Raw genomic sequence first — 23,966 nt, forward strand, 5'->3', positions numbered from 1 at the left:
GAGTTTTGATGAAAAAGTGGTTCATCCCCCTGCTAGCCCTCTGGCTTTATGGCTGCAGTGCAGGGCCCGGTGAAGAGGATATCCGGAGCCAAGTTACCGCCAGGTTGCTGGCCGAGACAGATGCCAACCTGTTCGAAATCAGCGACTTCACCATCCTCGGCAAGGAGGAGCGGATGGAGGGGGTCTATCTGGTCAAGGTGAGTTACCAGCTTCACTTCAAGCAGGGGCTCGATCAGTTGCAGGTGTTGCACGACGAGGATCTGGTCTACGACCGGGCTGGCCCCTTCCAGCAGGAGATGGGTCTGATGGAGCTCGAACGTAAATATGGCGAGTTCGAGGCAGGCCAGGTGCTGCCGCAAGAGGCAGAGGTGTGGATGATGAAGGACGAACAGGGGTGGCGACTGGCCGAACCGGCCCAATAAAGGGCTTCCCGCCCCTTCAGTCTGCAACGGCGGGACTGCCGTTGCCAACCAGCTCAGACCTGGGTATCGACCCGATACCCTTTTCGCTCAGCGGGTTCGTTCGGCAGCTTGCTGGCCAACCCTGACAGCACCTCCTTGAGGGTGACCCCGCGCTCTGCCGCACCGCTGCTCTCCAGCAACTTGGTCAGCTGGCTCTGCAAGGGGTTCACCGCCTCAGCCTCGACTTCCTGCTCGCTCTCTTTTCCCTGCTCACCCTGTTGACCCAGCGTCTCCAGCAGGCGCTCCAGATCCCGCTTGAGCGAGTTCTCGCTGCTGCCGTCGATGGCGAGTTTGCGCTGTTCCTGCTCTTGCCGCTGTTGTTGCTGCAACGCCAGCTGTTGCTCCTGCTGCTGTTGCAGGGAGCCCATCATGGTGTTGATGAACGCTTCCAGCGAATCCCTGATTGAAACACTGCGCCCGCAGCTGCTCTCCCCTTGCGGTGACAGCCCCAACTCGTCCAGCACAGCACCAAGGTCGCACACCATCCGGCTGTCACTGCCCTTTAATGGTGAGGTCACAGCCCGCTCCTGTGCCTGCGCAGCGGGAAAACCCTGCCGTTGCGCCAGCGGGCTGAGCCCGCCTGACGCGACCACATTTATCTCCATCTTGGCCCTCCTCTCACCGTCCTCTGCCCTTTTTCGGCAAATATTCCGCCAATCTGACAGCCCCTTGGCAGATAACTGCTCTCACACGTAAAAGATAGCGCCAACCGGCAGGGATTGGCGCGAATGCATCTTTTGGTCTATCAGGCGGAACGATAGTGCCAACCCGCTATAAGCAAGGGGGCTGGCGTTCAGCCATCACTGCACAGACTGACAATCTGAGTCAGAAGACATCCTTCATCCGGTGCCACAGCATTCCCAGCGCCAGTAGCGGAGAGCGCAGCGCCGGGCCGCCGGGGAAGGTGATATGGGGCACGCTGGCGAAGAGATCGAAACCCCGGCTCTCGCCACGGATCGCCTCGGCCACCAGTTTGCCCGCCATATGGGTGGCATTGAGGCCGTGACCGGAGTAGGCCTGGGCGTAGAGCACGTTGGGGTGTTCCTTCAAGCGGCCAATCTGCGGCAGCCGGTTGGCGCCGATCCCGATCATGCCTCCCCACTGAAACTCGATGGCCGTGCCAGCCAGCTCGGGGAAGACCCGCAGCAGCTTGGGCAACATAAAGGCCTTGATATCCTTGGGATCGCGGCCGGAGTAGTTGCATGCGCCGCCAAACAGCAAGCGGCCGTCGGCGGAGAGGCGGTAGTAGTCGAGCGCCACATTCTGATCACACACCGCCATGTTTTGCGGCAGCAGCCGTTGGCGCAAGCGGCGATCCAGCACCTCGGTGGCGAGGATATAGGAGCCCGCCGGCAGCACCCGCCCTCCCAGCTCCGGGTTGAGGTCGTTGAGATAGGCGTTGCAGCCGATCACCAGATAATCGGCAGTGACCCGGCCGTGAGCGGTGGTCACCTCGACCTGCTTGCCGTAGTCGATATGGGTCACTCTGGAGTGTTCAAACAGCGAGACACCTAGGCTGGCGGCGGCACGGGCCTCTCCTAGCGCCAGATTGAGCGGATGCAGATGGCCGGAGCCCATGTCGATGAGGCCGCCGATATAGCGATCCGACCCCACCACGCTATGGATATCTTCGCGCGGCACCAGTTTCAGCTCGTGCTCATAGCCGAGGCTCGCCAAATGGTCGAGATCCTCTTCGAAACCGGCCAGATGACGCTGACGGGTCGCGAGGTCGCAGTAGCCCCAAGTGAGATCGCAGTCGATATTGAAGCGCTCGACCCGCTCGCGCACCAGCTGCACCGCCTCCAGCCCCATCAGGTCGAGCTCGCGCACCCCCTCCTCACCAATCCAGCGGGCAAACTGGCTGGTGTCGTGGCCGATACCGCGAATAAGCTGACCGCCATTGCGCCCGGAAGCGCCCCAACCGATGCGGTTGGCCTCCAGCAAGGCGACCTTGTAACCGGCGTCCGCCAGATTGATGGCGGTGTTGAGGCCGGTAAAACCGCCGCCGATGATGCAGACATCCGCCTTGTGCTCCCCCTCCAGCTCCGGCCACTGCTGCGGATCGTTGCGGGTCGCGGCGTAGTAGGAGGCCGCATGCTCCTGATATCCGATATGCTTTCCTGCCTGCATGTTCAGCATCCTGCCTTGTTGCAAATTGTTTAATAAAATAAGCAAACTTGTTTCGATAATACCCAGCTAAAGCACGGCAAACCAGCAGCACCGGATCACAGAAATGCAAAAGGCGCCCCGAAGGGCGCCTTTTCATGCAATCAAGGTGCAGTAACGAATTACAGTACGTCGATAGCGTTCAGGTCGGAGAATGCTTTCTCCAGACGAGCGATCATGGAAGTCTGACCTTCACGCAGCCATACGCGCGGATCGTAGAACTTCTTGTTCGGCTTGTCGGCGCCTTCCGGGTTGCCCAGCTGGCCTTGCAGGTAAGCTTCGTTCTTCTTGTAGAAGTTCAGCAGACCTTCCCAGGTTGCCCACTGGGTGTCGGTGTCGATGTTCATCTTCACTACGCCGTAGGAGATGGACTCGCGGATCTCTTCCAGAGTGGAACCTGAACCACCGTGGAATACGAAGTCCAGAGACTTGGCAGGGATGCCAAACTTCTCGGAAACGTACTTCTGGGAAGCGTCCAGGATGGACGGGGTCAGCTTGACGTTACCCGGCTTGTATACACCGTGTACGTTGCCGAAGGAGGCAGCGATGGTGAAACGCGGGCTGATCTTGGACAGACGCTCGTAAGCGTAAGCAACATCTTCCGGCTGGGTGTACAGAGCGGACTGATCCATGTGGCTGTTGTCGACGCCGTCTTCTTCGCCACCGGTGCAACCCAGTTCCAGCTCCAGAGTCATGTTCATCTTGGCCATGCGGGTCAGGTACTCGCAGCAGATGTCGATGTTCTCTTCCAGAGACTCTTCGGACAGATCCAGCATGTGGGAGGAGAACAGCGGCTTGCCGGTTTCAGCAAAGTGCTTCTCGCCCGCGTCCAGCAGACCGTCGATCCACGGCAGCAGCTTCTTGGCAGCGTGGTCGGTGTGCAGGATCACCGGGATACCGTAGGCTTCAGCAACAGCGTGAACGTGCTTGGCACCGGAAATGGCACCCAGGATGGCGGCTTTCTGACCTTCCAGCTTCAGACCCTTACCGGCGGTGAACACGGCACCACCGTTGGAGAACTGAACGATAACCGGCGCTTTAACCTTGGCGGCAGCTTCCAGTACGGCGTTAACGGAGTCGGTACCAACGCAGTTTACGGCCGGCAGAGCGAAGCCGTTCTCTTTAGCGATGGCGAATACTTTCTGAACGTCATCACCAGTGATCACGCCGGGTTTTACGAAGTCGAAAATTTTCTTAGACATGTTTAATCGTCCTGTCTCGTATGCCGTTAATAAAAAATGGGGGGTTCATCATGAACCGGCACAGCGGGCACATGATAAACGAAACGGGAGGCTTTTGCCCCCCGTCTCGGGTCAATTAAGCTTTGGCGCGCTGTTCCAGAATTTCAACAGCCGGCAGAACCTTGCCTTCTACGAACTCCAGGAAGGCGCCGCCGCCGGTGGAGATGTAGGAGACTTTGTCAGCGATGCCGAACTTGTCGATGGCAGCCAGGGTGTCGCCACCGCCAGCGATGGAGAAGGCCGGAGAAGCAGCGATGGCTTCAGCGATGATCTTGGTGCCTTCAGCGAACTGGTCGAACTCGAATACACCGACCGGGCCGTTCCACAGGATGGTCTTGGCGTTCATGATGATGTCAGCCAGAGCCTTGGCAGAATCCGGGCCGATGTCGAAAATCATGTCACCATCGGTCACATCGCTAACAGACTTGATGGTGGCCGGAGTGGACTCGGAGAACTCGGCGCCTACAACCACGTCGGTGGTCACAGGAATGTTGGTCTCGGCAGCCAGTTTCTTGGCGGTATCGATCAGGTCGTGCTCGCACAGGGACTTGCCGACGTTGTGACCGGCAGCAGCGATGAAGGTGTTGGCGATGCCACCACCGACAACCAGCTGGTCAGCGATCTTGGAGAGGGATTCCAGTACGGTCAGCTTGGTGGAGACCTTGGAGCCGCCAACGATGGCAACCATCGGACGCTCTGGCTTCAGCATGGCTTTGCCCAGCGCTTCCAGTTCACCCGCCAGCAGCGGACCGGCACAAGCAACCGGTGCGAACTGAGCCACACCGTAGGTAGAACCTTCGGCGCGGTGAGCAGTACCGAACGCGTCCATTACAAAGACGTCACACAGGGCGGCGTATTTTTTGGCCAGCTCTTCGGTGTTCTTCTTCTCGCCTTTGTTGAAGCGGCAGTTTTCCAGCACAACCAGCTCACCGGCAGCGACTTCTACGCCATCCAGGTAATCCTTGGCCAGGGTCACCTTGCAGGACAGAGCGTCTTTCAGATAGTTGACAACCGGAGCCAGGGAGAATTCTTCATTGTATTCACCCTCGGTCGGACGACCCAGGTGGGAGGTGATCATCAGCTTGGCGCCTTTTTCCAGAGCCAGCTTGATGGTCGGCAGAGTCGCCACGATACGTGCATCGGAGGTGACCTTGCCATCTTTTACCGGTACGTTCAGGTCAGCACGGATCAGAACGCGTTTACCCGCCAGATCCAGGTCAGTCATCTTGATAACAGACATATTCAGTCCTCTATATTTTCAGGTAATGTTAAAAACAGTAACCTTGTCCCCGGGGCAGGCTCAGCCTGCGGCCATCATGGCCCGGGTAGTATCCAGCATCCGGTTTGCGAAGCCCCATTCGTTATCGCACCACATCAACATCTTGACGAGGTTGGCATCGCTCACCCGGGTCTGGGTACCATCAATGATGCAGGAGTGTGCATCATGATTGAAGTCTACGGAGACCAGCGGTTCTTCCGTGTAATCCAGAATACCGTGTAATGTACCTCTGGATGCCCGTTGCAGAGCTTGATTTACGTCAGTAACCGTCACTTTTTTACGAACAGTAATACTGAGATCCATTGCCGTTACATTGATGGTCGGCACCCGCACCGCGATCGCCTCGAACTTGCCGGCGAAGTGGGGCAGGATCCGCTCCAACCCCTTGGCCAGCTTGGTATCCACCGGAATGATGGACTGACTGGCAGCGCGGGTTCGGCGCAAGTCACTGTGGTAGGCATCGATGACTTGCTGATCATGCATGGCCGAATGAATTGTTGTAATAGTACCACAATTTATCTCAAATTCTCGATGCAATGTTTCAATCACCGGCACCACGCAGTTGGTGGTACAGGAGGCGTTGGAGACGATCCGCTCGCGCCCCGTCAGCACCTGATGGTTGACCCCGTAGACCACGGTGGCATCCACATCCGCATCGGCCGGGTGGGAGAAGAGCACCTTGCCCGCCCCCGCCGCCAGATGCAGCTCGGCATCGGCCCGCGAGCCGAATACCCCGGTGCAATCGAGCACCACATCCACCCCCAGCGCCCGCCACGGCAGCTTTGACGGATCCCGCTCGGCAAACAGGGAGATGAGATCCTCCCCCACCAGCATGCTGTTGCCCGCCAGTTGCACCGGATGGTGGAAGCGACCGTGACTGGTATCGTAACGGGTCAGGTGCACCATGGCCTCGGGGGCCGCCAGCTCGTTGATGGCGACGATCTTGATGGTCTTGTCGCGCCCGCTTTCATAGAGGGCTCGCAACACGTTGCGACCGATCCGCCCGTAACCATTGATGGCAATCTTGATCATCGAGAATCCGTTTCCTTGAACCAGCAACAGGGCGGCGCACCGGCCGCCCGGGAGCCCCGGCTACGACAGCAGGGCCTCCTTGAATTCACCGCGGGCCAGCAGAGCGGCCCCGAATACCCCGGCACTGTCGCCAAGGGCAGGAGCAATAATGGGGGTTGCGAAGCGGGGATTAAAGAGGAAGGGCAAAATTGTCTGCCGTCCGGCGCTGTAAAGGCTCTGCACATTGCCCACCCCGCCGCCGATGACGATCACATCCGGGTCGAGAATGTTGACCACATTGGCCAGCGCCTGACCAAACAGCAGGTGCAGCCGGTCGATGGTGAGCTTGGCGATGTGATCGTGGGCGGTGGCCGCCGCGATTTGAGCGAGCGAAAGGCGCCGCTTGGCCTTGGCTTCGTACCAGGCCTCCAGCGCCGGGCCGCTGATCAGGGTCTCGACGCAGCCACGCTTGCCGCAGTAGCACTCGGGGCCGTCAGGGGAGAGCACATTGTGGCCCCACTCACCGGCGATGCCGTGGTGGCCGTTGAGGATCTGGCCGTTGATGACGATGCCGGAGCCGACCCCGGTGCCCATGATGATGCCGAACACCACTTTCGCATCGGGATGGTGCTGGCGCACTGCACCGAGATGGGTTTCTGCCAGCGCGAAGCAGTTGGCGTCGTTAGCGATCAGCACCGGCACACCCAGCTTGCGCTCCAGATCCTCCTTGAACGGCTTGCCGTTGAGCTCGGTGGTGTTGCAGTTCTTCATCAGGCCGGTCTGCGGATCCCGCGCCCCCGGCGTCCCCATGCCGATGACGGCTGGGCGCTGGCCAATCTTCTCGGCACACTCAGCTACCAGTTTGGCGATCTGGCCGATCATATGGTCATAACCGCCAGCCCGCTCGGTGGGGATGCGGTGGCGCAGCAGCACCTCGTTACCATCCAGCACCACGCATTCGCACTTGGTACCACCAAGATCGATACCCCAATCCAGTGACTTGCTGCTCATCTTGCCTCCTGCACTGGCGCCACATTCTCGTCGTTGCAGCGCCTATTTCAATGTAAAACGGGGCCTGACGGCCCCGGATTTCAAACACACTCTTCTTCTCTCGCCCCGGCCTTAGCGACCGTGGTACTGGGCAGAGAGCTCGTGTACCGCGTTGACGAACACACCGGCATGTTCCGGGTTCACATCCTGATGGATGCCGTGGCCGAGGTTGAATACGTGACCATTGCCGTGACCGAAACCGGCCAGAATGGAGGCGACCTCTTCACGGATGCGAGCCGGGGTAGCGTAGAGCATGGAGGGATCCATGTTGCCCTGCAGCGCCACCTTGTCGCCGACCCGGCGCTTGGCATCGGCGATGTCGGTGGTCCAGTCCAGACCCAGCGCATCGCAACCGGTGGCGGCGATCTGCTCCAGCCACTGGCCACCGTTCTTGGTAAAAAGGGTGACCGGCACGCGGCGACCGTCGTACTCGCGGATCAGGCCATCTACGATCTTGTGCATGTACTGCAGGGAGAAGTCGCGATAATCGCGCGGGGTGAGCACGCCGCCCCAGGTGTCGAACACCATGACCGCCTGGGCACCCGCCTTGATCTGGGCGTTGAGATAGCTAATCACGCTGTCGGCCAGCTTGTCGAGCAGCAGATGCAGGGTCATGGGCTCCGCGTACATCATCTGCTTGATCTTGGTGAATGCCTTGGAGCTGCCCCCCTCCACCATGTAGGTGGCCAGGGTCCATGGGCTACCGGAGAAGCCGATCAGCGGCACTTCGCCTTTCAGCTCGCGGCGGATGGTGCGTACCGCATTCATCACATAACCCAGCTCATCTTCCGGATCCGGGATCGGCAGCGCCTGCACGTCGGCCATGGAGGTGATCGGGCGCTCGAAGCGCGGGCCTTCACCCTGCTCGAAGTAGAGACCGAGCCCCATGGCATCGGGCACGGTGAGGATGTCGGAGAAGAGGATGGCGGCATCGAGCGGGTAGCGGCGCAGCGGCTGCAGGGTGACTTCACAGGCCAGCTCGGCGTTGCGGCACAGGGACATGAAATCCCCCGCCTGGGCGCGAGTCGCCTTGTATTCCGGCAGATAGCGGCCAGCCTGGCGCATCATCCATACCGGGGTCATGTCCACGTCCTGACGCAGCAAAGCGCGCAGGTATCGATCGTTCTTCAGCTCTTTCATCCCAGTTCCTGAGTTTGTATCACGCATAAAATGGCGGCCATAATACCACTTTGCCCACCGGAGCGGACTGCCCAAACGTGGCAAATGGGCGCGCGGTTGCAAAGATGTGAAGGGGCGCAAACCAGCGCGCCCCATTCCCGAAAAGATCGGCGCCCAGTTACCCCTCGCCAGCCAGTGACAACTCGATCAGCCGCCGGGCAATGGTGCCGTGGGGCGGCAAGCGCGGCAGCCGGTCGGCGGCAAAGAAATCAGCAGCGACCAGTTCGTCGTCCTGCACCTTGATCTCGCCGCTCTGGTAGTCGGCGGTAAAGCCCATCATCAGGCTGTGGGGGAAGGGCCAGGGCTGGCTCGCCACATAGCGCACATTGCGAACCCGGATGCCGCTCTCCTCGAACACCTCCCGCACCACGCACTGCTCGAGGTTCTCCCCCGCCTCCACAAAGCCGGCCAGCACGGTATACATGGGATCGTCCGCTTGATAGTGACGACGATGGGCCGCCAGCAGGATCTCCGGCCCCTTGCGCACCGCCACGATAATGCAGGGGGAGATGCGCGGATAAGCCGTGTGGCCGTGGTGGCACAGCTGCGCCCACTCCCCCACCTTCGGGGTCATGGGGGCCCCGCACTCGCCGCAGAAACGGTGGGTACGGCGGAAGGTGACCAGCTGCCAGGCGCGGCCAGCGAGGCGAAAGCCCTCTTCGTCCCCCGCCACCATCAACTGGCGCAGGGGGCTCATGGTGTTCGTGTCGGCCTCATTACCCAGATCCAGCAGATAGCAGGGCAGCCCCTGCCACTCGTCAAAACGCTCGAAATGGGCTTGGGCCAACTCTCCAGGCAAGCGGGCTTGCTCCCCTTGCGGTATCCGCCCCTGCGCATCGAGCAGTAGCAGATGATCGCCCCCCAGCACAAACCAGCGGGCTTGTTCAGTCAATGACATACGCATCAAGGCTCTATGATGTGGAAAAGGGGGCATCCCGCCCCGTCGAGGCACCATCTTACGACCGCCGTCACCGGATGACGACCCCGCTCACATCGATTGCGCTGTTCGCCAACCCTGATGAACCCGGCAACAAAGAGGCCGCCCGAAGGCGGCCTGCTGTTAATCGTTCTCTCGTTGCGCCGTTCAGGCATCGCCCATCGCCAGCAGGGAGGCGTTGCCGCCCACCGCCGTGGTGTTGATGGTGCGGGTCTTCTCGGTGACAAACCGACTCAGATAGTGGGGGCCACCCGCCTTGGGGCCGGTGCCGGAGAGCCCCTGCCCGCCGAACGGCTGCACCCCGACCATGGCGCCGATCTGGTTGCGGTTGATGTAGACGTTACCGACGTTGATGCGGCTCGCCAGCTCTTCGGCGTGGGATTCGTTGCGGCTGTGGATCCCGAGCGTCAGACCGTAGCCGGTGCCGTTGATGTCGCTGATCACCTTGTCCAGATCCCGGGTGGCATAGCGCACCACGTGCAGGATGGGGCCGAACTGCTCCTTGGCCAGCTCGCGGATGGAGCCGATCTCCAGCGCGGTCGGCTGGACAAAGTGCCCTTCCATGGTCGCGGCCGGCATCGGCGCCTGCGCGATCAGGCGAGCACGCGGGATCATGTAGGCGAGGTGGGCATCGAGACCGGATTTGGCATCGGCATCGATCACCGGGCCGACGTCGGTGTTGTGCTCGGCCGGGTTGCCCACTTTCAGCTCCTGCATGGCGCCGGTGAGGATCTCCAGCACCCGCTCTGCGATCTCCTCCTGCAGGTAGAGCACCCGCAGGGCCGAGCAGCGCTGACCGGCGCTCTGGAAGGCGGCGCTCACCACGTCGCGCACCACCTGCTCCGGCAGGGCGGTGGAGTCAACGATCATGGCGTTCTGACCGCCGGTCTCGGCGATAAGCGGCAGGATGGCACCATCGCGCTTGGCCAGGGTCATGTTGATGAGCTTGGCGGTCTCGGTGGAGCCGGTGAAGCAGACGCCGCCGATGCGCGGATCGGCTGTCAGCTTGGCACCAACGGTGGCGCCGTCACCGGGCAGCAGCTGCAGCACGTCGCCCGGAATACCGGCCTGATGGGCCAGCGTCACCGCCAGATGGGCGATAAGGCCGGTCTGCTCGGCAGGCTTAGCGATGACGGTATTGCCGGTGGCCAGCGCAGCGGCGATCTGGCCGAGGAAAATCGCCAGCGGGAAGTTCCACGGGCTGATGCAGACAAAGACACCGCGCCCCTGCAGGAACAGCTCGTTCATCTCGCCGGTGTAACCGGGCAGCAGGGTCGCCTGCCCCATCAGGCCGCGGGCCTGCACCGCGTAGTAGCGGCAGAAGTCCACCGCCTCGCGCACCTCGTCGATACCGTCCTGCAGCAGCTTGCCCGCCTCGCGGGTACAGAGGGAGATGAACTGCTCGCGGTTCGCTTCCAGCAGATCCGCCAGCTTCTCAAGGGCGGCGGCACGCTCGCTCACCGGGGTCTCGCGCCAGCGCGGGAAGGCGGCATGGGCCGAGGCCAGTGCCTGCTCCACCGCCTGCTCATCGGCCCAGTGGATCTTGCCGACGGTCAGGCTCACATCCTGCGGGCTCAGCACCACGCGGGCCTCGCTGCGCTTGAGGGTCTCACCATCGACGATGGGGCCCGCCAGCCACTGCTTGCTCTCCAACTCTTTCAAGCGGGCGAAGAAGGGGCGCTGGATGGAGAGGATGTTCATGTTGACGCCGCTGGAGTTCTTGCGGTCGGTGAAGAGGTTCACCGGCTGCGGAATGCGGTCGTTGGCAAAGCCGGAGTAGCGCTTGAGGGTGCGCAGCGGATGCTCGGCCAGCGAATCCACCGGGGTATTGGGATCCACCAGCTTGTGAACGAAGGAGGTGTTGGCTCCGTTCTCCAGCAGGCGGCGCACCAGATAGGGCAGCAGATCCTTGTGGGCGCCGACCGGCGCATAGATGCGACAGTGCAGGCCGGGATTGTCGTTCAGCACGGCGTTGTGCAGCTCCTCCCCCATGCCGTGCAGACGCTGGAACTCGAACTGGCGATCACCGGCCATCTCCAGAATGCTGACCACGGTATTGGCGTTGTGGGTGGCGAACTGGAGGGCGATAAAGCCGCGAGTCGGCTCGCTCAGCAGGTAGCGGGCGCAGGCGAGGTAGGAGATATCGGTACCCGCCTTGCGGGTAAACAGCGGATAGCCGGGCAGGCCCGCCTGCTGGGCATATTTCAGTTCGCTATCCCAGTAGGCGCCTTTTACCAGTCGCACCGGAATGAGGTCACCCTGCTCGCGGGCCAGTGCGGTGAGCCAGCAGAGTACCGGCAGCGCGCGCTTGGAGTAAGCCTGCACCACCATGCCGAGCTTGCCCCAGCCACGGTTGGCATCGGAGCGGTAGAGCTGCTCGAACAAGTCCAGCGACAGCTCGAGGCGGTCCATCTCTTCGGCATCGATGCTGATGGCCACATCCTTGTCGCGGGCCAGCCGCACCAACCCCACCAGCCGCTCGCACATCTCGCCAAGTACCCGCTCACGGTTCGCCACGTCATAGCGTGGATGGAGCGCCGAAAGCTTGATGGAGATGGAGGGGGCCGGGCCGCCGTCGCTAATGCGTTCATTGCCCACCGCCTCGATGGCGTTGCGGTAATCGGCCAGATACTTGCCGGCATCCTGCATGGTCAGCGCCGACTCACCCAGCATGTCGTAGGTGTGGGTGTAGCCCAGCTCGCGGGATTTGCGGCTCGCCTTGAGCGCCTCTTTCATGTCGCGCCCCAGCACGAACTGCTTGCCCATGATCTTCATGGCGGCATACATGGCGGAGCGCACCACCGGCTCCCCCAGCTTGTTGACCATCCGCCCCAGCAGGTTGGCCGGGTTGCCGTCGAGCTTTTTGTCCAGCTTGATGATCTTGCCGGTCAGCATCAGCCCCCAGGTGGAGGCGTTGACCAGAGTCGAGTCGCTCTTGCGGAAATGGGATGACCAGTTGGCGCCGGAGAGCTTGTCCTTGATCAGGGCATCGGCGGTCTCGGCATCGGGAATCCGCAGCAGCGCCTCGGCCAGACACATCAGAATGATCCCCTCCTGGGTATCCAGACTGTACTCCTGCAGGAAGGCGTCGATACCGTCACCGGAGCCGCTCTCCTTGCGCACCTTGGTCACCAGAGTACGGGCACGCTGGGTCACCTGCTCCAGCGAGGCGCCATCCCCCGGCAGCATGGCCGACAGTTCGGCCAGATAGGCATTTTCATCCACCACATAGTTCTGGGTGATGGCTTCGCGCAGGGCGGCCAGATCGGAGGGGATATAGTCAGCGGCAAGCACTTGAGTAGCTTTGAACATATGGGGTCTTCCTGTACGCCCTAGGGCTGATATCGACAAAGGCGGACGCACCGCCGAAACGCCGATAATGTATACAATGTTGCACCCTATATGAAATGAATTTGTTGCCACTCTTTAACAAAGATCGCTAATTCTGCGCCATCATCCCTCTGCGGGCAGTCTGGCCGACTATGGAGAGGGTCATTTGGCATCATTTTGTATACGATCTTGTGTGGATGCTTTCCGTCATCCGGGCGCAGACGGCAACTGATGTGGACAAAGTGCAGATAAAGATGCGGATAAAAAAGAAGGGCCGCCACGGCGACCCTTCTCATCAATCCATTCAGCCAGATGCTGTCAGTTCATCCAGCGATCGCCACGGCTGCGACGACGGGGCAGCATGGGCAGCAGGATGCCAAGCAGGATACCGGCCCCCACCATGGCACCACCACGGATAAACCAGTCCATCTGCATGTCGTGTTCCTGGTTGTCGTAGCTCTGGGTCAGGGCATCATTCTGCTCTTTGAGATTGCTCATCTCCTCCCCCTGGCTGGCCAGCTGGGCCTTGAGGGCGGCGATCTCCTTGCTCTGGGCAGCGATCTGGCCATCCTTCTCGGTGAAACGTTTCTCATTGTCACCGTTGAGGTTCTGCAGGCGATCTTTAAGCTCATCGCGCTCTTTTTCCACCAGGGGCAGTTGCTCGCGCAGGCTGATCTCGCCCTGCAGCTCGCTGTTCTTGATCCACCCCTCGCGGCCACGACCGTCCACCACCTGGGTGAAGCCGGCCTCGCTGTTCACCGCCTTGACCTCCAGCGGTTCACCAGCCTTGACGCTACCAAGGATCCGGTACTGGGTACCCGGGCCATTGTGAATATAGGTAAAGATGTTGTCTGAAACATAACGGGTATCGGCCAGTGCCTGTTGGGCACACAAGCAGATCAAAATCCCGAGAAGGGCGCGCATGGTCGATCGGTTCTCTTTTTCAGGTTTGGACAAGAGGTTGAATGTTAAGCCGCCAGCAGGTTAAAGGACAAGCAAAGAAAAAGCACCTCCCCCCGGATAATGCGCGCAGAGTTGCGAGTCACTTCGCAACTTGCCCGCCCGCAGCCTCACTTGTTTTTCAGCTCCCGCACCTCGCTGCGCAGGGCGCGGATCTCCCGCAACAACTCCTCTTGCTGGTTGTTGTAGTGATGACGCCACTTGTCGGTCTCGCCATCCCCCTTGTTAGGCTGCAAAAACAGGCTGGCCATAAAACCGCTGATGGCACCGAACAGGCCGACCCCGAACAGGATCAGCAGGCTGGCGACAAACCGCCCCTGTTCGGTTTTGGGCACCAGATCGCCGTAGCCCACGGTAGAGAGGGTCACCAGCGTCCACCAGAACGCGTCGTAAGGTGTCTCAATCTGGCTGCCGGGCTGACCTGACTCAATCCAGTACATGACGCCGGAGCCCACCCCCAGCAGCAGGAAGAACAGAAACAGGATGCCGGAGAGGGTGGTCTCATTGCGCTCGCGACGGAACATGGCCCAGAGATCCGGGTGCTCCTTGAACAGCTGATAAACCCGCCACAGCTGAAGTAAACGGGCCCAGCGCAGGGACTCCACCATGGGCAGACTACCCGGCAAATAGAACCAGTTGGCCTTGAAATAGGCCTTGCGATCGGAGGCCCGGATCCAGCCATAAGCAAAGTGCGCGAGGAAGAAGTAGCAGATCAGACTGTCGAGGTCATAGAAGAGCTGCAGGGTCTGTGGCGTCAGGCTCTCATGGCCCCACCAGCGGGCCGTCACCAGCACAACCGAGATAATCGACAGAAATGCCATCAGCAGATCCATCGCCCGCAGATGAGTTAAGTGATGTCGCATACATTTTCCAACTTTAAGCACAGTGCAAATTAATAAAAGAGAAGATAATGCCGATAGTCCTGAGGGCAAAGGAAAAAACGGCTTTTAAAAGGAGAATGACAATGCAGCTGAACCTGCTGGAGAAAAGAATGAGCAACATCCGGTTGGTACCCAAAGTGGTGCTGCTGATGGTGTTCAGTACCCTCCTGCTACTGACAAAACTCTGGTTTGACGCCAACAATCTGGAAGCGACCTTGCTCGCCGAGGGGCTGGATCCGGAAAAAGCCAATGCCATTGCCGACCGCCTGCTCTGGAACGGCCTGATGGAGACCACCATCATGGGGCTGCTGTTCGTGATCCTGCTGCTCACCGGCTCTCGCCTGATGGTCAAGCAGGTGCACTATCTGGTGGGCCTGCTGGAGCGCTTCGCCAAGCGGGACCTCAGCCACAAGGTACTGCTCAACTCTCGTGATGAATTCGGTGACATCGCCAAGGCGGTCTCCCACTCGCAGGAGAACCTCAAAGAGGTATTTGGCAACCAGCGCGCCGCTTGCAAAGAGCTCAACGACATCGCCTCCCAGGTGACCCTCTGCATGGAAGAGGCCAACGAAGCGATCAACGAAGAGTTCACCCAGATAGAACAACTGGCCAGCGCCATGAGCCAGATGGTCGGCGCCATTCGCGAAGTGGCCACCCATGCGGATCAGGCCTCTCATGCCACCGCCGAAACCAGCCAGCTGGCGGAAGAGGGGAGCCGCTGCGTCGCCGATACCGTCAGCACCATCGACACCCTCTCCGGTAACATCCAGCAATCTGCCACCGTGGTCAATCAGGTGGAGCAAGGGGTTGAACGCATTGGCTCGGTAGTCGACACCATTCGCGGCATCTCGGAGCAGACCAACCTGCTGGCACTTAACGCCGCCATCGAAGCGGCCCGCGCCGGTGAAGCGGGACGCGGCTTTGCCGTGGTCGCCTCCGAAGTGCGCGAGCTGGCCAACCGGGCCCAGGCTGCCACCGTCGAGATCCAGAAGATGATCGAGCAGTTGCAGGGCAATGCCGCTCAGGCCGCCGAACTGATGGCTCAGAGCGTGCGTCAGGCCGACAAGGGGGTGGAGCAGGTGACCCAGGCCGGTACCCAGCTCGCCACCATAGTGCAGCGGGTACAGGGGGTGGCCGACATGAACCGCCACATCGCCGCCGCCTCCGAGCAGCAGAGCGCGGTCGCCGAAGAGATGCGCGGCAACCTGGAACAGGTCAAGCAGATCGCCGAAGGATCGGTTGTGGTGCTACGCGAACTGCAAGAGGCCTCCGAGCTGGTCGAACAGCACAGCAAGGATCTCGACAGCCAGATCCACTCCTTCAAGCTCGCCTGACGGCTCACACTGGTCGGACATAACCACCGTTGTGCCCCGTCCCCGCCGATTACGGCCATAAAAAAATCCGAAACCAGTGGTTTCGGATTTTTTCTATTCAGCAGGTAGCAGAGCAGGGTGATCCCCTCGCCCCCCACCTCGGCAGCGCTTACTCGGCAGCCATGCAGGCTTCGATGTGAGCCAGTGCGCGGTCGATACGTGCCAGTACCCGCTCCTTGCCAACCAGCGCCATCACGGCGTCGATGCCGGGGGAGAGATTATCCCAGACCGGTGACAGCAAGCTTACTCGGCGGCCATGCGCGCTTCGATATACGCCAGGGCGCGGTCGATACGCGCCAGTACCCGCTCCTTGCCGACCAGCGCCATCACGGCGTCGATGCCGGGGGACTGACCCAGACCGGTGACGGCGACGCGCAGCGGCATGCCGACCTTGCCCATGCCCTGACCCAGCTCGGCGGCAGTGGCTTCAATCAGCTCGTGCAGCGCTTCGGTGGTCCAGCTATCCAGAGCAGCCAGCTTGGCCTTGGCCAGTGTCAGCGGCTCGGCAGCCACGCCGCGCAGGTGCTTCTTGGCAGCGGCTTCGTCGATCGCTTCGTACTCTTCGAACAGGTAGCGGCTCTGGGCAGCCATCTCGACCAGAGTGTTGCAGCGCTCGGCCAGCAGGGTGACCACGTCGGCCAGCGCCGGGCCATTGCTGGTGTCGATCTTCTGGTTTTCCATGTGCCATGCCAGATGCTTGGCAACGTAAGCCGGATCCAGGCTGCGCATGTAGTGGTTGTTCAGCCACAGCAGCTTGTCGGTGTTGAAGGCGGAGGCAGACTTGGAGATGGCATCCAGGCTGAACAGCTTGATCATCTCTTCCAGGCTGAAGATCTCCTGATCGCCGTGGGACCAGCCCAGACGCACCAGATAGTTCAGCAGCGCTTCCGGCAGGTAGCCATCGTCGCGGTACTGCATTACAGAGACTGCACCGTGGCGCTTGGAGAGCTTGGCACCGTCGTCACCCAGGATCATGGAGACGTGGGCAAATTCCGGTACCGGCGCGTTCAGGGCCTTGTAGATGTTGATCTGGCGCGGGGTGTTGTTGATGTGGTCTTCGCCACGCACCACGTGGGTGATCTCCATATCCCAGTCATCGACTACAACACAGAAGTTGTAGGTCGGCGCGCCGTCGGTACGGCGAATGATCAGATCGTCCAGCTCGGTGTTGGCGAACTCGATGCGGCCACGGACGTGGTCATCGAACACCACGGAGCCTTCGGTCGGGTTGCGGAAGCGGATCACGTGCGGCGCATCGGCCGGGTGATCGTGGTCGTGGTCGCGGCACTTGCCGTCATAACGGGGCTTCTCGCCGTTGGCCATCTGGCCTTCACGCAGCGCTTCCAGACGCTCTTTGGAGCAGTAGCACTTGTAGGCGCGGCCGTCAGCCAGCATCTCGTCGATCAGCGCGTTGTAGCGATCGAAGCGCTTGGTCTGGTAGTAGGGGCCCTCATCCCAGTTCAGCTCCAGCCATTCCATGCCCTCAATGATGGCGTCGATCGCCTCCTGAGTGGAACGTTCCAGATCGGTATCCTCGATACGCAGCACGAACTCACCGCCCTGGTTCTTTGCGAACAACCAGGAATAGAGTGCGGTACGGGCACCGCCGACATGCAAAAAGCCGGTCGGGCTGGGAGCAAAACGGGTTTTGACTTTCATCTTTAAGCCTTGTGTAGAGGGCCTTGGGCCAATTCGTTAGAAAAAACCGTCGCATTTTAGCACCGACCATCGCGGATGGGAAAACCATGACGCCATTGCGGGCGAAAGTAGGGGACTAAATCTGTCGCCATTTGCATCTATAGCCCGATATTTGAAGAGGATCGCAAAACCGAAGCCCCGCTTCCGATTTGTTATGCGCAATACTGGAGAGCGGCCTCCTCCGGTCGATACCCAGATAACGCTCACCACACTTCTCACGAACAAGGAAAAGACGATGCAGTTCCGTTCTATCCAGAATCGCATTCTAGTGATGGCCGGGATCGCCATGACCGCAGCCCTGGTCATCTTGATCCTGCTTAACCAATATTCCGGCCAACAGACCCAACAACTGACCATCAGCTCCAGCCGTGAAGCGCTGCAGCAGGAGGCATGGCAGAAGGTCAGCGCCAACGCCCGCGCAGAAGCCGCTACCATCACCCAACTGTTGCAAAAAGGGCTCTCCTATACCCAGCAAATGGCCAGCGCCCTCGCCCTGCAACAACAAGGCAAACTGCCGCTGGATCGCCAGCAGGCCACCGACCTGCTCAAGGCACAACTGGCGCTGGAGCCACAGCTCTATGGCGCCTTCGCCGGCTTCGAGCCCAACGGTTTCGACGGTCAGGATGCCAGCTTCGCCGGCCAGACAGCTCTGGGCAGTGACGACAAGGGGCGCTTCGTACCCTACTTCTATCGCGACAAGGATCAAATTGGCACCGATCTACTGCTCTCCATCGAAAAAACTGATCCGGACGAATTCGGTAATCCCGCCAACGACTACTACGCCTGCCCGAAACGGGAAGGTCGCTCTTGCCTGATCGACCCCTTCAAGGTGGATATCAACGGCCAACAGGTGCTGGTCAGCACCATCACCACCCCCATTCTGGTCGGCGGTCAGTTCAAGGGGATCGCTGCGCTCGATCTGGCGGTGGACTCCATCAGCCGTCAGGCCAAGAGCCTAAACAGCAACATTTATGACGGCCAGGGAGAAACCCTGATCGTCAGCGCCGCCGGTGTCATCACCGGCACCAGCGGGGATGCCAGCCTGCTTGGTAGCAGCGCCGGGAAGGTGCTGGGCAACCAGTGGCAGCAGTACCTGAAACCGGAAGTTCAGCGTCAGGAGCTGGACGAATCATTCCGCATTTCCGTCCCCATCATGGTGCCGGGAATGAGCCGCAACTGGGCCATCATCGTCACCCTGCCCTACAAGGTGGTACTGGCGGGGGCCGATCAGCTGGAGAGCCAGCTCAATGAGATGAACCGGGCCGCGGTGACCCAACAGCTGGTCGGTGCCTTGATCGTGCTGGTACTGGCGCTGGCCACCATGCTGGTGATTGCCCGCAGCATCACAGGCCCCATCCGTCAGATGGTCAGCCTGGTGGATGACATCGCCGATGGTGAAGGGGATCTCACCAAGCGCCTCGCGACCCGCTCCGTCGACGAGCTGGGGGATCTCGTCAAAGGCATCAACCGCTTTATCGACAAGTTGCAAGGGTTGCTCGGGGATGTGCAGAAGACCGCCAGCGAGGTCAACCGCTATGCCGGTGACACCAATCGCATCGCCGGTCAGACCGACAACAACCTACAGCATCATCAGGCGGAGATGGAGCAGATGCTGACCGCGGTACAGGAGATGTCCTACGTCAGTCAGGAGGTCGCCACCCACGCCAACAACACCGCCGACTCGGCCAAACAGGCGCAGAGCGCTGCGGATCAGGGCAAGGAGCGCTTCCAGCAGGTGATCCAGTCGATGCACAGGGTCGCGGCAGAAGCCGGTAAAGGGGCCGAAGTGGTCGAAGGGCTGGCCCACGACAGCGCCCAGATCACCAGCATCCTCACCGTGATTCAGGGGATTGCCGATCAGACCAACCTGCTGGCCCTCAACGCCGCTATCGAAGCGGCCCGGGCTGGCGAACAGGGACGCGGCTTCGCGGTGGTGGCCGACGAGGTGCGCAAACTGGCGGGCAATACCCAGCAGGCGGTGCAGAACACCCAGGAGCTGATCGAAAAGATCCGTCTGAGCTCGACCAATGCGGTCAATGCCATCACCCAGAGCCAGCAGCTGACCCATCAGGCGGTGAGCGAAGCGGATCTGGCGGAAGAAGCGCTCGGCAGCATCTACCAGGCCATCTCCACCATCAACGACATGACCTACCAGATCGCCTCCGCCGCCGAAGAGCAGAGCTCAGTCTCCGAAACCGTCTCCGGCAACCTGTCAAAAACCAACGCACTGGCCAACGACATTGCTCAGGATGCGACCGAAACGGCCAAAGCCAGTCAGGCATTGCGTCAGGCGGCCGACAAATTGCAGCAATTATTGGGTCAATTTCGTCTCAGCTGATAATTTTCCGCCTCAGGACTCTCCCCCTCGGGGGCGAGTCCGTTTACCATAGGAGACGAATTTGCCTGATGGCAGGCAATGTAGTGAGAGGTAAATGCCGTGCCCACCCCGGACCGTCGCCCACGAGGCCATAACAGACGAGCCCAGCAGCGTCGCCAAGACGAATCTCAAGGATCCCTGCTCCATCGCATCAATGCCGCGACCCTGTCCCTGCGCCAGCGTTTTGGCCAGGGGATGGGCAATCTTGGCCAACGCAGCCAGGATGCCAAAGCAGGCAAATTCAAGCTGTCCAGCCCGCTGCCCCGCAAAAACACCATAGGTCTGCTGATCCTGATCCCGCTCTGGTTGCTGGTGCTGGCCTGGGAGCCGGCGCCGCCCGCCCCCAAGGCGGCCCCTTCCGGCTCGCTGGAAGTGCCGCTGGCAGTGCCTGCTCAGGCTCTCACCGTCGACAATGGCGCGGCAGGCAGTGCGCCCGCAGCAGCCAAGCCGGTCGAAGAGAAGGTCAACGGCACCTGGCTGCAACACGATGTGCAGGCGGGTGAGACCCTCTACGCCATCTGGCGCAAATTCGAATTGCCGGGTGCAGAGCTGAGCCGCCTGATCGCCATCGAGGGGCCGGATCGCCCCCTGACCCGCCTGCAATCGGGCAAATCACTCTTTATCCTGCTGGACGATACCCGCCGCATCCAGCGGGTGGAGATCCGCGCCTACGGTCAGGCGGTCTACCGCTACGACCGGCAGGGCGAAGGGTTCGCCCTCAAGGAATAACAGAACGGGAGGCGCTGGCCTCCCGTTTTTTTCGGTTAAATCTCTGCAAATAAGCTACTGACTTCACAATATTTTTAGCTTGTTCAAAAAACGAAAGGGGTCAAATTGACATGGATCGGCGCTAACGTACAATCGTTTGTGCTTTAGACAGGGATTGTTCTACGTGCTACTGGGACAAAGAGACGTGGTCAGTCATGAGCCAACCCCTGCTTGCAAGGCAAATGCTGCCCAGCACGGGCTTAGTTTCATTTTGTTATTGATAGGATTTAGCACATGTCTGACATTCGCACCGGCCAGGTAAAATGGTTCAACGAAACCAAGGGTTTTGGCTTTATTGAACAATCCCAGGGTCCGGACGTATTCGTTCACTTCTCCTCCATCCAGAGCACCGGTTTCAAAACCCTGGCTGAAGGTCAAAAAGTCCAGTTCACTGTGACCCAGGGCAAAAAAGGCCCTCAGGCTGAGAACGTGACTCTGGTCTAAGCCCACGCCAGTGAATCATGCAGGAGGAGCCAAGGCCCCTCCTCTTTTTTGCCCGCAATCTCCTCCCAAGCACCTGCCATAACCGCCTGCCTCGTACAATCCGCACCATGAGCCCACATCCCCTTCCTGTTTGCAGGAGGTGGCTGAGACGCGTTGAGTAAACGCCAGATACGACAACGCATCGCAGCGCGATGTGAAGGGCAATTCAAAGGGATTATGAAGACTTCGGAGAGAGATTGGAGCGGGAAATGAGACTCGAACTCGCGACCCCAGCCTTGGCAAGCACGGATCATGCTCTACCAACTGGATATGGTAATGAGTGTGTTGAGATGTTGGATTGGTGGACTTCAAGGAGAGACATTGGAGCGGGAAACGAGACTCGAACTCGCGACCCCGACCTTGGCAAGGTCGTGCTCTACCAACTGAGCTATTCCCGCAACGGAATGTCACTTACAAATGTTTGGAGCGGGAAACGAGACTCGAACTCGCGACCCCGACCTTGGCAAGGTCGTGCTCTACCAACTGAGCTATTCCCGCAACAGAATGTCATCTGCAAGTGATTGGAGCGGGAAACGAGACTCGAACTCGCGACCCCGACCTTGGCAAGGTCGTGCTCTACCAACTGAGCTATTCCCGCATCGGAATATCACTTACAAATTTTTTGGAGCGGGAAACGAGACTCGAACTCGCGACCCCGACCTTGGCAAGGTCGTGCTCTACCAACTGAGCTATTCCCGCAACAATTTGGTTGTCTTGAGGCTGGCTGATGATTGGAGCGGGAAACGAGACTCGAACTCGCGACCCCGACCTTGGCAAGGTCGTGCTCTACCAACTGAGCTATTCCCGCATCGGGCTGGTTTGCACCAGTGTCATCATCAGATTTTTGGAGCGGGAAACGAGACTCGAACTCGCGACCCCGACCTTGGCAAGGTCGTGCTCTACCAACTGAGCTATTCCCGCAACTACCTTAAAACAAGCCGTACAGCATTTGGTTGCTTGCGCTACTGTACGGGAGCCGAATTATAAGAGCAGTCATTCCAATTGCAAGGGCTTTTTTGTCTGGTTGCGCGCGTTCGCTCAAAAGCTGGCCGAAGTGGCGATTTTAGCAGCCAGCGCATGACAAACCCTTGCCGGAGAATCAGATCTTGAAGACGTGGCTGCGATAGAACTGCAGCTCGGCGATGGATTCGCGGATATCGTCCAGCGCCTGGTGGGTGCCGCTCTTCTTGAACTGATCCAGCAGTTCCGGCTGCCAGCGGCGTACCAGCTCCTTGATGGTGCTGACGTCGACGTTGCGGTAGTGGAAGAAGGCTTCCAGCTCGGCCATGTGCTTGACCATGAAGCGGCGATCCTGACCGATGCTGTTGCCACACAGCGGGCTGGTGCGCTCCGGCACCCACTGGCGAATGAACTCGAGGGTCTCGGCAATGGCTTTCGCCTCGTCGTGCTGGCTCGCCTTGACCCGGGCCACCAGACCACTATTGGTGTGGGTGTTGACGTTCCAGTCGTCCATCTTGGCCAGCTCGTCTTCACTCTGGTGAATGGCGATGACCGGCCCTTCGGCCAGTACGTTCAGATCCTTGTCGGTGACGATGGTGGCGATCTCCAGTACCACGTTCTGTTCGGGGTCCAGACCCGTCATCTCCATGTCGATCCATACCAGGTTCTGCGCGCTGACTGTCATGATTGCTCTCTCTATTGGGAGGAATGGCGGAATTTTGCCAATTTGCATGTATCATACTGGCTTTGGATCTGTTCATAAACTGGCGAATCGAGTGGCAAAGAAAGCAAAACTCAATCTGGGTCAACAAAGGCGCGTCCAGGCCAACCGCGAACGGCGGCTGCAAAAAGATCACACCACAGTGGTGGATGACACCCTGTTTGGCCCCGCCATCGAAGGGGTGGTGATCAGCCGTTTTGGTCAGCATGCAGACGTGGAAGCGGTTGATGGCACCATCCACCGCAGCAACCTGCGTCGCAGCAGCATCAGTAGTCTGGTGTGCGGCGACAAGGTGGTGTGGCGTCCCGGCCTCAATGCCGCGACAGCGGGTGTCATCGAGGCGGTGCATCCGCGTCACTCGGTGCTGACCCGGCCGGACTTCTACGACGGGGTCAAACCCATCGCGGCCAATATCGACCAGATCATCATCGTCTCGGCGGTGATGCCCGAGTTCTCCACCAACATCGTCGACCGCTATCTGGTGGCCGCCGAGGATGTGGAGATCCAGCCGCTCATCGTGCTGAACAAGGTCGATATGCTGGATGACGCGGCGCGCAAGCGCATCGAGCGCCAGCTCGAACCCTATCGCAAGCTTGGCTATCAGGTGATCCTGGTGAGCTGCGAGAGCGGCGAAGGGCTCGACGAGCTCAAGGCCCAGTTCGAAGGCAAGATCAGCATCTTCGTCGGCCAGTCAGGGGTGGGCAAATCCTCGCTCACCAACGCCCTGATGCCGGGGCTGGATGTGCTCACCGGCGAGATCTCCGAAAACTCGGGGCTCGGCCAGCACACCACTACCACGGCGCGACTGTACCACTTCCCGAGCGGCGGCGATCTGATCGACTCCCCGGGGATCCGCGAGTTCGCCCTCTGGCATCTGGAAGCCGATCGCATCACCTGGTGCTTTATCGAGTTTCGTGACTATCTGGGTGGCTGCAAGTTCCGCGACTGCACCCACAAAGACGATCCCGGCTGTGCCCTGCGGGCGGCAGTCGACAGTGGCGCTATCAGCGCCGATCGCTTCCACAACTATCACCGCATCCTGGAAACCATGCAGGAAGCCCGTCACGGTCGCCAACAGGCGCGCCTGTGAC

20 protein-coding genes and 6 tRNA genes are annotated in these 23,966 nt (G+C 60.1%); 6 read left to right on the plus strand and 20 right to left on the minus strand.

Features of this window, described 5'->3' with window-relative positions:
• Nucleotides 1-8 precede the first annotated feature (8 nt).
• Nucleotides 9-422 (plus strand): hypothetical protein, encoded by a 414-nt coding sequence (locus tag NMD14_15855; protein ID XEI32209.1) that lies wholly within the window; start codon nt 9-11, stop codon nt 420-422.
• 53 nt (nt 423-475) lie between these two features.
• Here the strand turns inward: NMD14_15855 and NMD14_15860 are convergent, their stop codons facing one another.
• From NMD14_15860 to NMD14_15910, 11 genes are all read right to left on the minus strand, one after another.
• Nucleotides 476-979 (minus strand): hypothetical protein, encoded by a 504-nt coding sequence (locus NMD14_15860; GenBank protein ID XEI32210.1) that lies wholly within the window; start codon nt 977-979, stop codon nt 476-478.
• Between the two features lie 307 nt (nt 980-1,286).
• Complete coding sequence (locus NMD14_15865) at nt 1,287-2,591, minus strand: FAD-binding oxidoreductase (GenBank protein XEI32211.1); 1,305 nt, start codon at nt 2,589-2,591, stop codon at nt 1,287-1,289.
• A 158-nt stretch (nt 2,592-2,749) separates the two neighbouring features.
• Nucleotides 2,750-3,829, minus strand: coding sequence for a class II fructose-bisphosphate aldolase (fbaA, locus tag NMD14_15870; GenBank protein ID XEI32212.1), 1,080 nt, complete (start codon nt 3,827-3,829; stop codon nt 2,750-2,752).
• Nucleotides 3,830-3,944: 115 nt separating this feature from the next.
• Nucleotides 3,945-5,108 carry a phosphoglycerate kinase gene (locus NMD14_15875; GenBank protein XEI32213.1) on the minus strand — a complete coding sequence of 388 codons (1,164 nt, stop codon included), beginning with the start codon at nt 5,106-5,108 and terminating at the stop codon, nt 3,945-3,947.
• 60 nt (nt 5,109-5,168) lie between these two features.
• Nucleotides 5,169-6,179: an erythrose-4-phosphate dehydrogenase gene (gene epd / locus NMD14_15880; GenBank protein XEI32214.1), complete on the minus strand. Its 1,011-nt coding sequence runs from the start codon at nt 6,177-6,179 to the stop codon at nt 5,169-5,171.
• Between the two features lie 60 nt (nt 6,180-6,239).
• Nucleotides 6,240-7,169 (minus strand): ROK family protein, encoded by a 930-nt coding sequence (locus tag NMD14_15885; protein XEI32215.1) that lies wholly within the window; start codon nt 7,167-7,169, stop codon nt 6,240-6,242.
• 111 nt (nt 7,170-7,280) lie between these two features.
• Nucleotides 7,281-8,348 (minus strand): uroporphyrinogen decarboxylase, encoded by a 1,068-nt coding sequence (hemE, locus tag NMD14_15890; GenBank protein XEI32216.1) that lies wholly within the window; start codon nt 8,346-8,348, stop codon nt 7,281-7,283.
• A gap of 157 nt (nt 8,349-8,505) precedes the next feature.
• Nucleotides 8,506-9,285 (minus strand): NAD(+) diphosphatase, encoded by a 780-nt coding sequence (gene nudC, locus NMD14_15895; GenBank protein XEI34785.1) that lies wholly within the window; start codon nt 9,283-9,285, stop codon nt 8,506-8,508.
• 186 nt (nt 9,286-9,471) lie between these two features.
• Nucleotides 9,472-12,636: a bifunctional proline dehydrogenase/L-glutamate gamma-semialdehyde dehydrogenase PutA gene (gene putA / locus NMD14_15900; GenBank protein ID XEI32217.1), complete on the minus strand. Its 3,165-nt coding sequence runs from the start codon at nt 12,634-12,636 to the stop codon at nt 9,472-9,474.
• A 336-nt stretch (nt 12,637-12,972) separates the two neighbouring features.
• Nucleotides 12,973-13,578 (minus strand): TIGR04211 family SH3 domain-containing protein, encoded by a 606-nt coding sequence (locus tag NMD14_15905; GenBank protein XEI32218.1) that lies wholly within the window; start codon nt 13,576-13,578, stop codon nt 12,973-12,975.
• 146 nt (nt 13,579-13,724) lie between these two features.
• A complete protein-coding gene (locus NMD14_15910) occupies nt 13,725-14,477 on the minus strand; it encodes a potassium channel family protein (protein ID XEI32219.1) in 753 nt (250 codons plus the stop codon).
• A gap of 101 nt (nt 14,478-14,578) precedes the next feature.
• Between NMD14_15910 and NMD14_15915 the strand changes: the two genes are divergently transcribed.
• On the plus strand, nt 14,579-15,829 hold the full coding sequence (locus NMD14_15915; GenBank protein XEI32220.1) for a methyl-accepting chemotaxis protein: 1,251 nt from the start codon (nt 14,579-14,581) through the stop codon (nt 15,827-15,829).
• Between the two features lie 148 nt (nt 15,830-15,977).
• On the opposite strand, the gene NMD14_15920 is transcribed toward NMD14_15915, so the two are convergent.
• A complete protein-coding gene (locus tag NMD14_15920) occupies nt 15,978-16,109 on the minus strand; it encodes a glutamyl-tRNA synthetase (GenBank protein ID XEI32221.1) in 132 nt (43 codons plus the stop codon).
• A gap of 2 nt (nt 16,110-16,111) precedes the next feature.
• The gene (gene gltX, locus NMD14_15925) at nt 16,112-17,527 is read right to left on the minus strand and encodes a glutamate--tRNA ligase (protein XEI32222.1); all 1,416 of its coding nucleotides are present in this window, start codon (nt 17,525-17,527) and stop codon (nt 16,112-16,114) included.
• A 274-nt stretch (nt 17,528-17,801) separates the two neighbouring features.
• Between gltX and NMD14_15930 the strand changes: the two genes are divergently transcribed.
• The 3 genes from NMD14_15930 (at nt 17,802) to NMD14_15940 (ending at nt 21,155) form a co-directional block, all read left to right on the plus strand.
• Nucleotides 17,802-19,904 (plus strand): methyl-accepting chemotaxis protein, encoded by a 2,103-nt coding sequence (locus NMD14_15930; protein XEI32223.1) that lies wholly within the window; start codon nt 17,802-17,804, stop codon nt 19,902-19,904.
• Nucleotides 19,905-20,003: 99 nt separating this feature from the next.
• A complete protein-coding gene (locus NMD14_15935; protein XEI32224.1) occupies nt 20,004-20,672 on the plus strand; it encodes an opacity-associated protein A in 669 nt (222 codons plus the stop codon).
• Nucleotides 20,673-20,945: 273 nt separating this feature from the next.
• On the plus strand, nt 20,946-21,155 hold the full coding sequence (locus tag NMD14_15940; GenBank protein XEI32225.1) for a cold-shock protein: 210 nt from the start codon (nt 20,946-20,948) through the stop codon (nt 21,153-21,155).
• A 361-nt stretch (nt 21,156-21,516) separates the two neighbouring features.
• Here the strand turns inward: NMD14_15940 and NMD14_15945 are convergent.
• The 7 genes from NMD14_15945 to orn form a co-directional block, all read right to left on the minus strand.
• Nucleotides 21,517-21,592 (minus strand) — tRNA-Gly (locus tag NMD14_15945).
• Between the two features lie 24 nt (nt 21,593-21,616).
• A tRNA-Gly gene (locus NMD14_15950) sits at nt 21,617-21,692 on the minus strand.
• Nucleotides 21,693-21,716: 24 nt separating this feature from the next.
• Nucleotides 21,717-21,792: transfer RNA gene (locus NMD14_15955), tRNA-Gly, on the minus strand.
• Nucleotides 21,793-21,817: 25 nt separating this feature from the next.
• Nucleotides 21,818-21,893: transfer RNA gene (locus NMD14_15960), tRNA-Gly, on the minus strand.
• 33 nt (nt 21,894-21,926) lie between these two features.
• A tRNA-Gly gene (locus NMD14_15965) sits at nt 21,927-22,002 on the minus strand.
• 37 nt (nt 22,003-22,039) lie between these two features.
• A tRNA-Gly gene (locus NMD14_15970) sits at nt 22,040-22,115 on the minus strand.
• Between the two features lie 178 nt (nt 22,116-22,293).
• Nucleotides 22,294-22,839, minus strand: coding sequence for an oligoribonuclease (orn, locus tag NMD14_15975; GenBank protein ID XEI32226.1), 546 nt, complete (start codon nt 22,837-22,839; stop codon nt 22,294-22,296).
• Between the two features lie 91 nt (nt 22,840-22,930).
• Here orn and rsgA point away from each other — a divergent pair, with 91 nt between their 5' ends.
• Entirely contained in the window at nt 22,931-23,965 is a 1,035-nt protein-coding gene (gene rsgA / locus NMD14_15980) for a small ribosomal subunit biogenesis GTPase RsgA (GenBank protein XEI32227.1), read from the plus strand.
• Nucleotide 23,966: the final 1 nt, after the last annotated feature.

Origin of the sequence: Aeromonas veronii (genome assembly GCA_041319085.1) — a bacterium.
In the GTDB taxonomy this organism is placed as follows: domain Bacteria; phylum Pseudomonadota; class Gammaproteobacteria; order Enterobacterales; family Aeromonadaceae; genus Aeromonas; species Aeromonas veronii_F.

Excerpts from the sequence above, each read along its gene's own strand:
- NMD14_15855 (XEI32209.1), top strand. The coding sequence starts at position 9 with ATGAAAAAGTGGTTCATCCCCCTGCTAGCCCTCTGGCTTTATGGCTGC.
- NMD14_15865 (XEI32211.1), bottom strand. The coding sequence starts at position 2,591 with ATGCAGGCAGGAAAGCATATCGGATATCAGGAGCATGCGGCCTCCTAC.
- fbaA (XEI32212.1), bottom strand. The coding sequence starts at position 3,829 with ATGTCTAAGAAAATTTTCGACTTCGTAAAACCCGGCGTGATCACTGGT.
- NMD14_15875 (XEI32213.1), bottom strand. The coding sequence starts at position 5,108 with ATGTCTGTTATCAAGATGACTGACCTGGATCTGGCGGGTAAACGCGTT.
- epd (XEI32214.1), bottom strand. The coding sequence starts at position 6,179 with ATGATCAAGATTGCCATCAATGGTTACGGGCGGATCGGTCGCAACGTG.
- NMD14_15885 (XEI32215.1), bottom strand. The coding sequence starts at position 7,169 with ATGAGCAGCAAGTCACTGGATTGGGGTATCGATCTTGGTGGTACCAAG.
- hemE (XEI32216.1), bottom strand. The coding sequence starts at position 8,348 with ATGAAAGAGCTGAAGAACGATCGATACCTGCGCGCTTTGCTGCGTCAG.
- nudC (XEI34785.1), bottom strand. The coding sequence starts at position 9,285 with ATGTCATTGACTGAACAAGCCCGCTGGTTTGTGCTGGGGGGCGATCAT.
- putA (XEI32217.1), bottom strand. The coding sequence starts at position 12,636 with ATGTTCAAAGCTACTCAAGTGCTTGCCGCTGACTATATCCCCTCCGAT.
- NMD14_15905 (XEI32218.1), bottom strand. The coding sequence starts at position 13,578 with ATGCGCGCCCTTCTCGGGATTTTGATCTGCTTGTGTGCCCAACAGGCA.
- NMD14_15910 (XEI32219.1), bottom strand. The coding sequence starts at position 14,477 with ATGCGACATCACTTAACTCATCTGCGGGCGATGGATCTGCTGATGGCA.
- NMD14_15915 (XEI32220.1), top strand. The coding sequence starts at position 14,579 with ATGCAGCTGAACCTGCTGGAGAAAAGAATGAGCAACATCCGGTTGGTA.
- gltX (XEI32222.1), bottom strand. The coding sequence starts at position 17,527 with ATGAAAGTCAAAACCCGTTTTGCTCCCAGCCCGACCGGCTTTTTGCAT.
- NMD14_15930 (XEI32223.1), top strand. The coding sequence starts at position 17,802 with ATGCAGTTCCGTTCTATCCAGAATCGCATTCTAGTGATGGCCGGGATC.
- NMD14_15940 (XEI32225.1), top strand. The coding sequence starts at position 20,946 with ATGTCTGACATTCGCACCGGCCAGGTAAAATGGTTCAACGAAACCAAG.
- orn (XEI32226.1), bottom strand. The coding sequence starts at position 22,839 with ATGACAGTCAGCGCGCAGAACCTGGTATGGATCGACATGGAGATGACG.